This window comes from Nocardioides pantholopis (assembly GCF_003710085.1).
GTDB classification, from domain to species: Bacteria; Actinomycetota; Actinomycetes; order Propionibacteriales; family Nocardioidaceae; genus Nocardioides; species Nocardioides pantholopis.
The window spans coordinates 3,283,225-3,297,526 of record NZ_CP033324.1 but is presented as its reverse complement, the minus strand read 5'-3'; the positions used below and the strand labels follow the sequence as shown (position 1 = coordinate 3,297,526).

Below are 14,302 nucleotides of genomic sequence, written 5' to 3'. Positions count from 1 at the left end.
ACGACCATGACCCTGATCAGCGACGAGAGCAGACGACTCCTCGACCCGGTCGGCACCCAGGCCACCTCGACCGCCGAGCTCGACCTGCTGCGTCGCGAGGTCAGCTCCCCGCGGCGGCTGCTGGCCGGCACGGGTGCCGTCGTCCTGGGCCTGATCGGCGTTCTCCCGGCCGGCTTCACCGCCTCCGAGGCGGCCGAGGGGCGCTGGTCGGGTGCCGCCCTGGCCGCGCTGCTCACGCTGGTCGTGGTGGTCCCCGCCGCGTGGCTGGGGTTCCGGGTCGTGGCCGCCGGGCGCCGCGTCGTCGACGGCTACGTCGCCCGCTCGCGGCACGCGGCGTACGCCCGGCCCGGCGGCCTGGTCGCGCTGACGCTGAGCGGACCGATGATCCTCCGGTCGGCGCTCGCCGCCGCCGGGATCATCGGCGCCTGCCTCGCCGGGTCGCTGCTCTACCTCGGGCTGAGCGACCCGGACACCGGGGCCGAGGGTGCGGTGATGGGGCTCGTGCTGCTCGTCGTCAGCGCGGTGCCGACGTGGTGCCTGGTCTCCGGTGAGGTCCGGGTCGTCCGCGCGCAGGGGCAGCGGACCCGTCCCTGACCGCGTCGCACGCTGGAAGGATGGCTCCGTGCGCACGATCTCCGATGACGAGCGCCGGGCCCGCCTGGCCGTCCGGCACGGGCTCGCCGCAGGCCTGCCCACGGTCGAGGACGCCACCGCGGCGATGACCGCCCTGCACGCGACCGAGGCGGCCACCGTCCACCTCGCGCTGTGGGCGCGGGTCCCCGGCGTCACGGTGGCCGACATCGACGCCGCGCTGTACGACCGGCGCACCGTGGTGAAGCAGCTGGCCATGCGCCGCACCCTGTTCGCCTTCCCGCGCGACCTGCTGCCCGCGGCCTGGGGCAGCGCCGCCGCCCGGGTCGCCGCACAGCTGCGGGCCCGGCTGGTCAAGGACGTCGTGGCCGGCGGCCTGGCGACGGACCCCGAGCGCTGGCTCGCCGCCGCCGCCGACGCGGTCCTGGAGCGGCTCGCCGACGGCTCCGCGCCCACCACCGCGCAGCTGCGCGAGGAGCTGCCGGCCCTCCAGGGCCGGGTGTCGCGGGGCACCCCGGGGAAGGCCTGGGCCGCCGAGGTCCCCATCGCCCCGAGCGTGCTGTGGCTGCTCGGAGCCGAGGCCCGGGTGCTGCGCGGGATCAACGCCGGGCACTGGCGGCTGAACAAGCCGACCTGGGTCCGGACCGACCACTGGCTGGGTGCGGTACCCGAGCCGTGGCCGGAGGCCGAGGGGTACGCCGAGCTGGTCGGTCGCTGGTTGCACACCTTCGGGCCCGGCACGGAGGCCGACCTGGTGTGGTGGCTGGGCGCGACCAAGACGGCTGTCCGGCGGGCGCTGGCCGCGACCGGTGCCGTGCAGGTCGGTCTGGAGGACGGGGGGACCGGCTGGGTCCTGCCCGACGACCTCGAGCCGGTCGCCCCGGTCCGGCCGTGGGCGGCGCTGCTGCCGACGCTCGACCCCACGGTGATGGGCTGGCAGGAGCGCGGCTTCTACCTCGACGCCGCTGACCGCCCCCGTCTCTTCGACACCAACGGGAACGCGGGGAACACCGCTTGGTGGGACGGACGGATCGTCGGCAGCTGGCTGCAGGACGACGCCGGTGTCGTCCGGGTGCTGCCCTGCCGCGAGGTCGGCGCCGCCGGGCGGACCGCGCTCGAGGCGGAGGCGAAGCGGCTGACGGCGTGGCTGGACGGGGTGCGGATCACGAACGTCTACGCGTCACCGCAGATGCGGGGTGCGGCGCTGCCCTGAGCCGGTCGGCCGGGAGCCGCCGGTCAGAGGCGGACCGGCCTCTCCGACTCGCGCAGGTCAGCGGTCGCGCCGGCGAGGAAGAGCGTCCACACGCCGAGCCCGACGTGGCACCAGGAGCTGCGGACCAGCGAGATCCCGAGCTCGTCCTCGGGCAGCCAGCCGGTCCCGAGGGCTGTCAGTCCGAGCGCGAGCAGCCAGACCAGGGCCAGCACCCGGAACAGCAGCGGACGCAGTCGCGCGTCGCCGGCGGCATCGCTGTCGGCGGCCGCGCTGAGCAGCACGTACGCCAGAGCGCCCAGGGTGAGCACCAGCACGGTCAGGCCGATCCGGACCATCCAGAGCCCTCCCTCGAGGGAGTAGGGGTGCAGCTCGAGGCTGCCCAGGTCCTCGGCCTCCAGCCGCCAGGCCCAGCTCATCGAGGCGAGCAGGCCGCGCCGCTCGACCGGCTCGGGCTCGTCGAGGGAGTGCTCGCCGGGAACGAACTCGAGGGTGGTCGGCACCGCGACGGTGACCACCACCAAGGTCGCGAGCAGCAGGTGGAGCAGGTGGAGGAAGCGGTCGCGGAGCGCGGTGTCGAGCATGTCGCGACCATGCCCGGTCGTCGGCGTCGCCAACCTGCCCAGCGGACCTGCCCAGCGGACCTGCCCAGCGGACCTGCCCAGCGGACCTGCCCAGCGGACCTGCACAGAACGGCCCCGCGGCCGGTCTATGCCAGCAGCGGGGCCGTGCCCGGGAAGCGTCCCGTCAGAGCTGGTCCTCGTCGATGACGTGGACCGCGGCCTCCTCGGCGGAGGCGGCCGCACCGTCGATGCCGACGTCCTCGCCGACCAGGTCCTTCTCGGTGTCCGCGGTCAGGCCCTGGTCGGGAGCGACCAGACGGCCGGCGCGCTCGGCACCGGCCTGGCCGCCCTCGACCTCGTCGGGGGAGGGCTCGAGCTCGGCCTGGACGTACGGGTCGGGCTCGGGGATCTCCTGACGCTCGCGCTGGTCGATGGTCTCGCGGTGCGCCTCCTCCCAGGGGGTGTTCCCGTAGCCCTGGGCGGGGGAGTACTTCTCCGGCGGGGAGTAGCCCCGGTCGGCCTCGTCGGCCACGTCGCGGTCGAGCAGGAGGTCCTCGGCGGCCGGCTGGTCCTCGTCGTCGACGCTGTAGTCGCCGTAGACCTCGCGGTCGCTCGGGTCCGGGGTGGAGTTGGTCTCGCTCATGGTCTGGCTGTACCCGTCGACCGAGGCGGCATGCCCGGCCGCGCGACCGGAGCCTTGACTTTAGTTCGAGGGTCGCACTTAATGGTGACGTGGCTCACATCCTCGGTGTCGACTCCTCCACGCAGTCGACCAAGGCGGTCCTGGTCGACGCCGACGACGGCCGGGTCGTCGCCGAGCGCGCCGCCCCGCACCCGCCCGGCACCGAGGTCGACCCCCGGGTCTGGCTGGACGCCTTCGACACCGCGACCGCCGGCCTCCTGGAGCGCGCCGACGCGCTGGCGGTCGGCGGGCAGCAGCACGGCATGGTCGCCTTGGACGGGACCGGGACGCCGGTCCGGGACGCGCTGCTGTGGCACGACACCCGCTCGGCGTCCGCCGCGCGCGCCCTGATCGAGGAGATGGGGGGCCCGCAGGCCTGCGCCGACGCGGTCGGCAGCGTGCTGGTGGCGTCGTTCACGGTGAGCAAGCTGCGCTGGCTGCGCGACCACGAGCCGGCGGCCGCTGCCCGGGTCGAGGCGGTGCTGCTGCCGCACGACTACGTCTCGCAGCACGCCTGCGCGCCGGGCACCACCGCCTTCACCGACCGCGGCGACGCCTCCGGCACCGGCTACTTCAGTTCCAGGACCGGGCAGTGGCGGCCCGACCTCGCCGCCGCTGCCCTCGGCCACGAGCCGCGTCTGCCGGTCGTGGTCGCCTCCGGTGCCGTGGCGGGCCAGGGGCGGGCCGGGCAGGTCGTCGCGGCCGGCACCGGCGACAACATGGCCGCCGCCCTCGGCCTGGACCTCGGCCCCGGCGACGTGCTGCTCTCGGTCGGCACCTCGGGGGTCGCCTCCGCGGTCAGCACTGCCCCGGTCGCCGACGGCACCGGCACCGTCACCGGCTTCGCCGACGCACGTGGCGGCCACCTCCCGATGGTGGTCACGATGAACGCCGCCGGGATCCTCGACCTCCAGGCCAGGCTGCTCGGGGTCGACCACGCCGGCCTGGCCGGGCTCGCCCTCGAAGCGCCACCGGGAGCGAACGGCGTCACGCTCTCGCCGTACTACGGCGGCGAGCGCACCCCGAACCGTCCGGGTGCCGTCGGGACCTGGACCGGCCTCACCCCGGCCACGACCCGCGCGGACCTGGCCCGGGCGGCGTTCGAGGCGCTGCTGTGCTCGCTGGCGGACGCCGTGGAGCGGCTGGTCGAGGAGACCGGCGAGCAGCCGCGCCGGCTGCTGATGGTCGGCGGGGCCACGCGGAGCCCGGCGCTGCGGGCCCTGGCGCCCGCCGTCCTCGGCCGCCCGGTCCAGCTGCCGCCGCCGGGGGAGTACGTCGCGCGCGGCGCCGCCCGGCAGGCCGCCTGGACCCTGGCCGGCACCGACGACCCGCCGGACTGGCCGCTGCCCGGCACCGTGACCCTCGAGGCCGACCCCACCCCGCACGTCCGGGAGACCTACGCGCTGCTCAGCGAGCGCACCGCCGCCTGGTCCTGATCCATCACCCGCACCCAGCACCCGGAGAGGTCCCACCCATGAGCCCGTCCAGCCCAACCAGCCCAGCGATCCCCGAGCCCACGCCGGCCGACAAGTTCTCCTTCGGTCTGTGGACCGTCGGCTACCCCGGCCGCGACCCGTTCGGCGAGCCGACCCGGCCACCGATGGACCCGGTCCACGCCCTGGAGCGGCTGGCCGGGCTCGGCGCGTACGGCGTGAACTTCCACGACGACGACCTGATCCCGTTCGGCAGCTCCGACGCCGAGCGCGAGGCGATCATCGGCCGGTTCACGAAGGGCCTGGCCGAGACCGGGATGGTGGTCACCACGGCCACGACCAACCTGTTCACGCACCCGGTGTTCAAGGACGGCGCCTTCACCGCCAACGTGCGCGACGTGCGCCGCTTCGCGATCCGCAAGGTGATGCGCAACATCGACCTGGCCGCCGAGCTCGGCGCCCGCGTCTACGTCGCCTGGGGCGGGCGGGAGGGTGCCGAGTCGGGTGCCTCGAAGGACGTCGCCGCGGCCCTGGACCGCTACCAGGAGGCGTTCAACCTGCTCGGCGAGTACATCGTGGACCAGGGCTACGACCTGCGGATCGCGATCGAGCCCAAGCCGAACGAGCCGCGCGGGGACATCCTGCTGCCGACCGTCGGCCACGCGCTGGCGTTCATCGAGACCCTGGACCGGCCCGAGCTGGTCGGGGTGAACCCCGAGATCGGCCACGAGGAGATGGCCGGCCTCAACGCCGCCGCCGGCTACGCCCAGGCGATGTGGCAGGGCAAGCTCTTCCACATCGACCTCAACGGCCAGCACGGCCCGCGCTACGACCAGGACCTGCGCTTCGGGGCCGGCAACGTGCGCGGGGCGTTCTGGGTGGTCGACACCCTGCTCGCCGGCGGGTACGACGGGCCGGTGCACTTCGACTTCAAGCCGCCGCGCACCGAGGACGAGGAGGGCGTCTGGGTCTCCGCGCGCGCCTGCATGACCAACTACCTGGTGCTGCGCGAGAAGGCGCGGGCGTTCCGGGCCGACCCCGAGGTGCAGGCCGCGCTGGAGGCGGCGCGGCTCCCCGAGCTGGCCCGGCCCACCCTGGACGCCGGGGAGGGCTGGCAGCAGCTGGCCGAGTGGCCGCTGCCGGACGTCGAGGCGCTCGCCGTGCGCGGTGCCGGGCTGGAGCTGCTCGACCAGCTGGCGCTCGAGCACCTCTACGGCGTGCGCGGCTGAGCGGCCGGGTGGCCGACCTGCGGGCGGGGGCCGTGCCGGCCACCGCCGAGGGCCTGCGTCGTCAGAACACCGCACTGGTCCTCGGTGCGCTGCGCCGCCACGGCCCGGCCACCCGCGCCGAGCTGGCCGGGCTGACCGGTCTGGCCAAGGCCACCGTCGGGGTCATCGTCCCCGCCCTCGCCCAGGCCGGGGCGGTCGTGGAGGAGGAGACCCGCGGTGGCAGCCGCGGCCGGCCGGGCCGGCCGGTCGCGCTCGCCGGCGAGCGGTTCGTCGGCCTGGGGCTGGAGCTGAACGTCGACTACGTCGCCGCTGTCGTGCTGGACCTGGCCGGCGCCACCCGGTGGAGCGTCAGCCGGCCGGCGACCCCCGACACGGCCGCGGACCTGCTGGTCGACCTGGCCAGGGAGGCGGCCGAGGCCTTCGCCGGCCCGCGCTGGCTGCTCGCCGGTGCCACCGTCGCGGTCCCCGGCCTGGTCCGCGGCGACGACCGGACGGTGGCCTGGGCGCCGAACGTCGCGGTCGCCGGCCCGGTGCTGGCCGACCGGGTCGCGGCCGTGCTCGGGGACGGCGCGGTGCCGGTGGGTGTCAGCAACGACGCCAACTGCGCGGCGTACGCCGAGGCGCACCACGGGGCGGCCGTCGGCGTCGCGCACGCGCTCTACCTGACCGGCACCGTCGGCATCGGGGCCGGGATCGTCGACCGGGGCGAGCTGGTGCGCGGGGCGACGGGGTTCGCCGGCGAGGTCGGACACATGCCGGTCGGGGACCCGGCGGCGCGCTGCGGATGCGGACGGCGGGGCTGCTGGGAGGCCTCGATCGGGCTGCGGGCGGTGCTCGACCAGCTGGGGATGGTTGAGCTCGGCAGCCCGCTGCGCACCGCCGAGGCGGTCGCGGCGCGGTCCGGCGAGCCGGCGGTGCGCGCGGTGCTCGGCCGGGTCGGCCACGACCTCGGGCTCGGCATCGCGATGCTGGCCGGGGTCCTCGACCCGGCCGTGGTGGTGCTCGGGGGCTACTTCGTCCCGCTGGGCGACCTGGTGCTCGAGCCGGCCCGCCGGACCCTGGACGAGCGGCTCGCCTCCGCCGCCCAGCACCGGCCCGAGCTGCGGCCCAGCGTGCTCGGCATCCAGGCCGCCGCGCTGGGCGCCGCGGAACTGTCGCTCGGCGCGGTCTTCGCCGCCGCCGAGGTCGGTCCGGTCGCGCCGGCGGACGCCTTCCCGTCGCCCTAACCGCCCTAACCTCTGCTCTTTGTGGCGGGCGAACCCGGCGAAGGCGAACTCCGTGGCCGGTTCCTGCCGTTTTGAGACTTTAATCATCAGAGGTATTGCCAAGCAGTCCCGCCTGCACCACGATGTCTGGACCAGTCGAGGACCAGTCGAGCGGGAAGAACGGACACGAATGAAGCGAATCGGAGTAGACGTCGGGGGCACGTTCACCGACCTCGTCCTGTGGGACGACGACGGCACGGTGACCGTCCACAAGACGCCGTCGACCAACCACGACCCCTCGATCGGGACGATGGACGGCATCGGCGTCCTCGCCGAGCGCGCCGGCATCGATCCCAGCGAGATCGAGATGTTCTTCCACGGCACGACCGTGGCGACCAACATCGTCCTGGAGCACAACGGCAGCGACGTCGGCATGATCACGACCGACGGCTTCCGCGACCTGCTCCACATCGCTCGCAAGAAGCGCCCGCTCAACTACTCCAACTACCAGGAGCTGCCCTGGCAGAAGTGGCAGCTGGTGCCCCGGCGGAACCGCCGCACGGTGCCCGAGCGCATCGACGCCTCCGGGACGGTGCTGACCCCGCTCGACGAGGACGCCGTACGCCGTGAGGTGGCTCTGCTGCGCGAGCGCGGCGTCGCCGCGATCGCGGTGGCGTTCCTGCACGCCTACCGCAACCCGACCCACGAGCGGCGGGTCAAGGAGATCATCCTCGAGGAGTACCCGGGCGTCTTCATCTCGCTCTCCAGCGAGGTCGCCTCGCAGTACCGCGAGTACGAGCGGTTCTCCACCACGGCGCTGAACGCGTTCATCGGCCCGAAGACCTCCTCCTACATCGCCAACCTGGCCGGCAAGGCCAAGGCGGCCGAGGTCGGCGAGGACGTGCACCTGATGACCTCCGCGGGTGGTCTGGTCACGTCGCGCAGCGCCAGCGAGATCCCGGTCTCGCTGCTGACCAGCGGCGTGGTGGCCGGGCTGCTCGGCGGCTGCGCCATCGGCGCGGCGTCGGGCTTCCCCAGCGTGATCACGCTCGACGTCGGCGGCACCTCCGCGGACATCGGCGTCGCGCCGGACGGCCGGCTGCGGATGAAGCACCTGCTCGACACCCGGGTCGGCGACTACCACGCGATGGTCCCGATGGCCGAGGTCGACACGATCGGCGCCGGCGGCGGCTCGGTCGCGATGGTCGACGAGGGCGGCATGTTCCGGGTCGGCCCGCGCAGCGCCGGGGCGTACCCCGGTCCCGCGTGCTACAACCGCGGGGGCACCGAGCCGACGTCGACCGACGCCATGGTCGTGATGGGCTGGCTGCGCGAGGACAGCTTCCTGTCCGGCACCATGGACGTCGTGCCGGCGCTCGCCGAGGACGCGATCCGTGGCCAGGTGGCCGAGCGCCTCGGCACCAGCCTGGAGAAGGCGGCCATGGGCATCTTCACGATCCTGGCCCACTCGATGACCGAGGCGATCAGCCTGCACTCGGTCCGCAAGGGCTACGACCCGCGGGACTTCTCGCTGGTCGCCGAGGGCGGCGCCGGGCCGCTGTTCGCCTGGCAGATCGCCGAGCAGCTGGGCATCCCCCGGGTGATCGTGCCCGGGCACCCGGGCATCACCTCGGCGGTCGGCCTGCTCACCACCGACATCCGCTACGAGGTGCCGACCACTGTCTGGACCTCCTCGGCGGAGCCGGACCTGGCGCTGCTGCGCGAGCAGATGGACCGGCTGGCCGACCAGGCCACCGCCCAGCTGCGCGCGGACGGCATCGCGGCGGAGGACATCACCCTGGAGCGCAGCGTGGACTGCCGCTACGTCGGCCAGGGCTACGAGCTGCGGGTCGCCGCCCCGGCCGGTGAGATCGACGAGGCGTGGGTCCAGCAGACCGCCGAGGCGTTCCACGAGGCGCACGGGCGCACCTACTCCCAGCGCTTCGACGACAAGCCGGTGCAGCTGGTCAACATCCGCGTGACCGGCGTCGGCGCCGTCCCGCACGTGCGGATCGCCGAGATCGAGCGCGGCGGCGAGGACGCCGCCCACGCGATCAAGACCACCACCAAGGCGCTGTTCTGGGAGCGCGACAGCGCCGAGCCGGAGTGGATGGAGACCCCCGTCTACCGGCGCGAGCTGCTGCTGGCCGGCAACACCTTCACCGGGCCGGCCATCGTCGAGCAGTTCGACTCCACCACCATCGTCGGCATCGGCCAGCGGGCCACCGTCGACGCCGTCGGGCACATCATCATCGAAAGGGCGTCCGCATGAGCAAGACCGCCATGCCCACCACCGGGGTCTCCCTGGCCGGTGAGGCGACCCGCACCTGGAACGACGTCGAGGTCGACCCGATCACCCTGCGGGTGATCGGGGGCGCCCTGGACTCGATGGCCAAGGAGATGGCGCAGGTCCTCTACCGGATGGCGTACTCCAGCCTGATCCGCGAGTCCGAGGACCTGGGCGCCGGCATCTTCGACGTCAACGGCCGCGAGCTGTGCGAGTCCGACTCCACCCCGATGCACTGCGGCTCGATCCCGGCGTACATCCGCGGCATCAACCGCCGCCTGGCCGGCACCTACGCGCCCGGCGACGTGGTGCTGCACAACCACCCGTACCACGGTGCGGCGCACTCGCCGGACTACGGCGTCGTGATCCCGATCTTCTGGGAGGGCGCGCACGTCGGCTTCGCCGGCTGCACCGGCCACGTCTCCGACATCGGCGGCAACTTCCCGGGCCTGTGCATGGACGTCGTCGACGTCTGGGCCGAGGGCAAGCTGATGGACTCGATGAAGATCTACGACGCCGGCGTGCGCAACGAGATGCTGATCCAGCACATCCTGGACAACGTCCGCACGCCGGAGCAGAACCGCGGTGACCTCGAGGCGCTGATCGCGTGCGCCCGGATCGGCGAGAAGCGGTTCGTCGAGCTGCTGGAGAAGTACGGCCTGGACACGGTCATGAGCGCCAGCGAGCGCTGGATGGACTACTCCGAGGAGATGCTCCGGGCCCGGATCCGGGCGATCCCGGACGGCAGCTACGAGGCGCCGGTGGGCTACCTCGACGACGACGGCAAGAACCGGGGCGTGCCGCTGAAGGTCGCGGTCCGCGTGCAGGTCGAGGGCGACGACGTGCTCGTCGACCTCACCGGGTCCAACGACCAGGTGCCGACGGCGTTCAACGTGCCGTTCGAGGGCTCGGTGCTGCCGGTCGCGGTCAGCGCGATCCGCACGATCCTGCTCGACGAGGACGTCACCGAGGAGTACGTGCCGCAGAACGACGGCTGCTTCCGGCCGGTCAAGGCGTACGCCCCCGAGGGGACGATCTTCAACCCGGACTTCCCGGCGTCCTGCTTCGCCCGGTTCTCCCAGGTCAACCGGATCTTCGACTCGATCAACCTGGCCCTGGCCCCGGTGCTGCCCGACCACGCGGTCGCCGGCTCCTCGGCGGCGCTGTGCGCGATCGCCTACTCCGGCCTCGCCGAGGACGGGGAGTCCTACTGGGTCTACATCGAGATCAACGAGGGCTCCTACGGCGGCCGCAACGGCCGCGACGGCATGGACGCCGTCGACGCCCTGATGGCGAACACCCGCAACAACCCGATCGAGGAGCTGGAGCTCAACCACGCGATGCGGGCGCTGCGCTACGAGCTGCGCGACGAGCCGCCGGCACCGGGCAAGTGGCGAGGGGGCATCGGCAGCGTGCGGCACTGGCTGATGGAGACCGACACCTTCCTCGGCTCCGAGGCGGACAACCGCTCGGACGCCCCGGCCGGTGTCCTCGGCGGCGCCGACGGCGTGTCGGGCTCGTTCGTCCGCAACGCCGGCACCGACCGCGAGGAGGTGCTGTACTCGAAGGTCACCCAGGAGATGATCAAGAGCGGGGACACCCTCGAGATCAAGATGCCGTCCGGTGGCGGGTTCGGCGACCCGTTCGAGCGCGACGCGTTCGCGGTGCTCTCCGACGTCTGGGACGAGTACCTCACCGCCGAGGACGCGGCGCGCGACTACGGCGTCGTCGTCGACACCGAGGCCTGGATCGTGGACGAGGAGGCCACCACCCGGCTGCGAGCGGCGCGGGCGGGGGCCTGAGCAGTCACGGGGGAGGGAGCCCGCAGCGGGCTCCCTCCCCGCAGGACCTGCGCGTCGAGGAGGTCCTCCACAGCGTGATCTCGTGGGTTCCTCCGGTCCGGAGCGACCGGGGACCGGTCGCGGGGCCGCTGGCCGGCCTGACGGCCGGTGTCAAGGACAACATCGAGGTCGCCGGCGTCCGCTCGACGTGCGCCTCGGAGTTCTTCGCGGACCGGGTCGCCGACGCGGACGCGACGGTCGTACGCCGGCTGCGGGCGGCGGGGGCCGACGTCGTCGCGACGCTGAACCTGGCGGAGTTCGCCGTCGGGGTGACCTCGCAGAACTCCGCCGCCGGCGGGGCCCGCAACCCGTGGGACCCCCGGCGGGTGCCGGCCGGCTCCAGCGGGGGCTCCGGCGCCGCGGTCGCCGCCGGCCTGGTCGACGTCGCCCTCGGCACCGACAGCGGGGGATCGGTGCGGCTGCCGGCCTCGGCCTGCGGCGTCGTCGGCCTGCGCCCGACCCCGGGGCTCGTCGACGTCACCGGGGTGTTCCCGGTCAGCGCCGACTTCGACACGGTCGGACCGATGGCCCGCTCGGTCGACCTGGTCGCGCGGGTCTTCGACGTGCTGACCGATCAGCCGCGCCGCCCGCGGGCGGCGCCGGTCCGGATCGGGGTGCCCCGACGCTTCGTCACCGACGACGTCGACCCGGCGATCGCGGCAGCGGTCCGGGCCTGCACCGCCACGCTGGCCGACATCGGGTTCGAGGTCGTCGAGGTGGAGGTCCCGCACGCCGAGGACGCGCAGGACCACGTGTACACGCTGCTGTACGCCGACGTCGCCGAGATCCACCGGGAGCGGCTGCACCGGGCGCCGGAGCGGTTCCAGCCGGCCACCCTGCAGCGGATCCGCCAGGGGCTGGACATCGGGCCCGCCGCGCGGCGGGCCGCCGCGCACGCGCGCAGCGACTTCCGGGCCGGGCTGCGCGGAGTCTTCGAGGAGGTCGAGGTGGTGGTGACCCCGACGCTGCCGGTCGACGTGCCGCTCGCGGCCGACTGCGGGTCGGTGCTGGACCAGTCCCGGCGCCTCGGGCAGCTGTCCTACCCCTGGTCCCTGCACAACGGGCCCACGCTGTCGCTGCCGGTCGGCTTCCACCCGTCCTCGGGGATGCCGGTCGGGGCGCAGCTCAGCGCGGCCCGTGCCGACGAGGAGGCGCTCTTCGCGGTGGGCCGTGCCTACCAGGCCGCGACGGACTGGCACACCCGCCGGCCGCCGGTCCGGCGCTGAGCGCCGGCCGGGCTCAGTCGGCGTCCGGCTCCGGGTCCAGCGTGCGCAGCAGGTCCATCTGCTTGTAGGCGTCGCCGATCCGGTCCAGGTGCCGGCGCATCTGCGTCATGGCCGCCATCGAGTCCTGCTCCTCGATGGCGGTCAGGATGCGGCGGTGGTCGTCCTGGGAGGTCTCCCAGAAGCGGCTCCCGGTCCGCTCGCTGACGAACCGGCCGCTCAGCACGCCGAAGACCGGGGCGCACACCAGCTCCAGCATCGGGTTCCCGGCGGCGTGGAGCACCAGCATGTGGAACTCCTGGTTCGCCTCGTAGGTCGCGGTCGCGTCCGGCTCCTCGACGCTGCAGCGCATCTGGGTCAGCTGCTCCTCGGTGCGCAGGTGCGCCGCGGTCCCGGCGGCGTGCACCTCGGTGAGCGTCCGCACGTCCATGAGCTGGTCGACGGTGACGGCGTTGGCCGCCGCCATCAGCGCCACGCTGTGCTCGACGCGCGCGGTGATCCGGGCGATGTCCGGGACCGCCACGAACGTGCCGCCGGTGGTCCCGCGGGTCGTGTAGACGAGGTTCTCGCTGGCGAGGGTCCGCATCGCCTCGCGGATCGTGCTCCGGCTGAACCCGAAGTCCTCGATGAGCTCGGCCTCGCTCGGCAGCCGCTGACCGGGCCGCAGCTCGCCGGCGAGGATGCGCCGGCGCACGCCGGCGGCCACCGCCTCGTAGGCCGGCACCTTCACCGAGTCAGACATGGGGCCCCTTCGCATCGCCGAGAAGTCAACCAGTCTGGCGGCTGTGGGGCGGCACGCCGTCCCGCGCTCAGCCAGCGAGCCGGGACCGGACGTCGAGCAGCGCCGATCCCAGCCCGGCCACCGGGTCGGTGAACAGCGGCTCCAGGGCGCTCTCGGCGGCACCCATCAGCACCGAGTCGGTCCCGAGTCCGGGCAGCGCGAGCGTGACCGACTCCAGCGGGGCGGGCAGCGCCCGGTCGGCCAGTCCGGCGTTCACCTCGGCGCGCACCATCGTGTAGAGCGAGCGGAAGTAGCCGCCGAGCACGACCATCCGCGGGTTGAACGCGTTGACGATGCTGGCCAGGCCATGGCCCAGGGCGGTGCCGGTGGCCCGCAGCTCCCGGGGGGTCTCGACGAACGCGTCGAGGACCTCGCCGAGCTGGGCCACCCGGTCGGCGGGGCAGCGGATCGCCTCCGCGATCGCGAGCGCGCCCACCTCGGTCTCCCAGCAGCCCAGGTTGCCGCAGTGGCAGGGCCGCCCCGCCGGGTTGAAGCGCAGGTGGCCCACCTCCCCGGCGTACCCGCTGGCGCCCTCGAGCCGGTGCCCGCCGGTGATCACCCCCGCGCCGACGCCGACGTTGCCGGAGACGTAGATCAGGTCGTCGATCCCCACGCCCGCGCCGCGCTCGTGCTCGGCCAGGGCGCCGAGGTCGGCGTCGTTGGCCAGCGAGACCGGCACGTCCAGCCCGAGGGCCGCCAGCACGATCGAGCCGAACGACACGTCGTGCCAGCCGAGGTTCGGGGCCAGCCGGACCAGTCCGTCGCTGCGCCGCACCAGGCCGGGGACGCTGATGCCGATGCCGACCAGCGCCGCGCTGGCCGGGGCGTCGGCGACCACCCGGCGCACCAGGGCGGCGACCGAGGCGCCCACCTGCCACGCCTCGGCCTGCGGGTCGATCGTGCAGGCGGCTCGCTCGGCGATCTGGCCGCCGAGGCCCACCCGGGCCACGACGGTGCGGTCGACCCCGAGGTCGACGGCGACGACGAACGGCCCGCACGGAGCCACCTGCACCCCGGCCGAGGGGCGGCCGGCCCCCTGGCGGGCTCCGGACGGCGACGCGTGCTCGATCAGCCCGAGCAGCTCCAGCTCGCCCACCAGCCCCGCGATCGTGCTGCGGTTCAGACCCATCCGGGTGGTGAGGTCGGCGCGGGAGAGCACGCCGGCCCGGTGGACGTGGCGCAGCAGGGTGCCGAGGTTGTGCCGCCGCACGGCCTCCTGGTTGGCACCCAGGCCGGTGCGGTCGGTCCGGACCACGC

12 protein-coding genes are annotated in these 14,302 nt (G+C 74.1%); 8 read left to right on the top strand and 4 right to left on the bottom strand.

Translation table 11 applies throughout. The features are described 5' to 3' along the window. Window positions 1–6: 6 nt before the first annotated feature. Window positions 7–594, top strand: a complete 588-nt coding sequence (locus tag EBO35_RS15790) for a hypothetical protein (RefSeq protein WP_122818567.1) — start codon at window positions 7–9, stop codon at window positions 592–594. Window positions 595–622: 28 nt separating this feature from the next. Beyond that, window positions 623–1,804: a winged helix DNA-binding domain-containing protein gene (locus EBO35_RS15785; protein WP_122818566.1), complete on the top strand. Its 1,182-nt coding sequence runs from the start codon at window positions 623–625 to the stop codon at window positions 1,802–1,804. A gap of 23 nt (window positions 1,805–1,827) precedes the next feature. Here EBO35_RS15785 and EBO35_RS15780 read toward each other — a convergent pair whose 3' ends face one another. Together EBO35_RS15780 and EBO35_RS15775 are read right to left on the bottom strand one after the other, a co-directional pair. Next, the gene (locus tag EBO35_RS15780) at window positions 1,828–2,385 is read right to left on the bottom strand and encodes a hypothetical protein (RefSeq protein ID WP_122818565.1); all 558 of its coding nucleotides are present in this window, start codon (window positions 2,383–2,385) and stop codon (window positions 1,828–1,830) included. 163 nt (window positions 2,386–2,548) lie between these two features. Further along, complete coding sequence (locus tag EBO35_RS15775) at window positions 2,549–3,007, bottom strand: DUF5709 domain-containing protein (RefSeq protein WP_122818564.1); 459 nt, start codon at window positions 3,005–3,007, stop codon at window positions 2,549–2,551. Window positions 3,008–3,096: 89 nt separating this feature from the next. Between EBO35_RS15775 and EBO35_RS15770 the strand changes: the two genes are divergently transcribed. The 6 genes from EBO35_RS15770 to EBO35_RS15745 all read left to right on the top strand — a co-directional run bounded on the left by EBO35_RS15770 (window position 3,097) and on the right by EBO35_RS15745 (window position 12,267). Beyond that, a complete protein-coding gene (locus EBO35_RS15770) occupies window positions 3,097–4,482 on the top strand; it encodes an FGGY family carbohydrate kinase (RefSeq protein ID WP_122818563.1) in 1,386 nt (461 codons plus the stop codon). Window positions 4,483–4,520: 38 nt separating this feature from the next. Next, window positions 4,521–5,708, top strand: coding sequence for a xylose isomerase (xylA, locus tag EBO35_RS15765; RefSeq protein ID WP_122818562.1), 1,188 nt, complete (start codon window positions 4,521–4,523; stop codon window positions 5,706–5,708). 8 nt (window positions 5,709–5,716) lie between these two features. After that, window positions 5,717–6,934, top strand: a complete 1,218-nt coding sequence (locus tag EBO35_RS15760; RefSeq protein ID WP_164477995.1) for an ROK family protein — start codon at window positions 5,717–5,719, stop codon at window positions 6,932–6,934. A 169-nt stretch (window positions 6,935–7,103) separates the two neighbouring features. Then, window positions 7,104–9,185, top strand: coding sequence for a hydantoinase/oxoprolinase family protein (locus tag EBO35_RS15755; protein ID WP_122818560.1), 2,082 nt, complete (start codon window positions 7,104–7,106; stop codon window positions 9,183–9,185). Beyond that, entirely contained in the window at window positions 9,182–11,002 is a 1,821-nt protein-coding gene (locus EBO35_RS15750) for a hydantoinase B/oxoprolinase family protein (RefSeq protein WP_122818559.1), read from the top strand. Before EBO35_RS15755 ends, EBO35_RS15750 begins: the two co-directional genes overlap by 4 nt. Window positions 11,003–11,076: 74 nt before the next feature. After that, window positions 11,077–12,267, top strand: coding sequence for an amidase (locus EBO35_RS15745; protein ID WP_206422583.1), 1,191 nt, complete (start codon window positions 11,077–11,079; stop codon window positions 12,265–12,267). A 13-nt stretch (window positions 12,268–12,280) separates the two neighbouring features. Here EBO35_RS15745 and EBO35_RS15740 read toward each other — a convergent pair whose 3' ends face one another. Continuing rightward, window positions 12,281–13,006 carry a FadR/GntR family transcriptional regulator gene (locus EBO35_RS15740; protein ID WP_122818558.1) on the bottom strand — a complete coding sequence of 242 codons (726 nt, stop codon included), beginning with the start codon at window positions 13,004–13,006 and terminating at the stop codon, window positions 12,281–12,283. Between the two features lie 67 nt (window positions 13,007–13,073). After that, a complete protein-coding gene (locus EBO35_RS15735; RefSeq protein WP_122818557.1) occupies window positions 13,074–14,300 on the bottom strand; it encodes an ROK family protein in 1,227 nt (408 codons plus the stop codon). Window positions 14,301–14,302 lie beyond the last annotated feature (2 nt).

Coding starts and splice junctions, on each gene's coding strand:
- EBO35_RS15740 (WP_122818558.1), bottom strand. CDS start 13,006: ATGTCTGACTCGGTGAAGGTGCCGGCCTACGAGGCGGTGGCCGCCGGC.
- EBO35_RS15780 (WP_122818565.1), bottom strand. CDS start 2,385: ATGCTCGACACCGCGCTCCGCGACCGCTTCCTCCACCTGCTCCACCTG.
- EBO35_RS15750 (WP_122818559.1), top strand. CDS start 9,182: ATGAGCAAGACCGCCATGCCCACCACCGGGGTCTCCCTGGCCGGTGAG.
- EBO35_RS15790 (WP_122818567.1), top strand. CDS start 7: ATGACCCTGATCAGCGACGAGAGCAGACGACTCCTCGACCCGGTCGGC.
- EBO35_RS15775 (WP_122818564.1), bottom strand. CDS start 3,007: ATGAGCGAGACCAACTCCACCCCGGACCCGAGCGACCGCGAGGTCTAC.
- EBO35_RS15755 (WP_122818560.1), top strand. CDS start 7,104: ATGAAGCGAATCGGAGTAGACGTCGGGGGCACGTTCACCGACCTCGTC.
- xylA (WP_122818562.1), top strand. CDS start 4,521: ATGAGCCCGTCCAGCCCAACCAGCCCAGCGATCCCCGAGCCCACGCCG.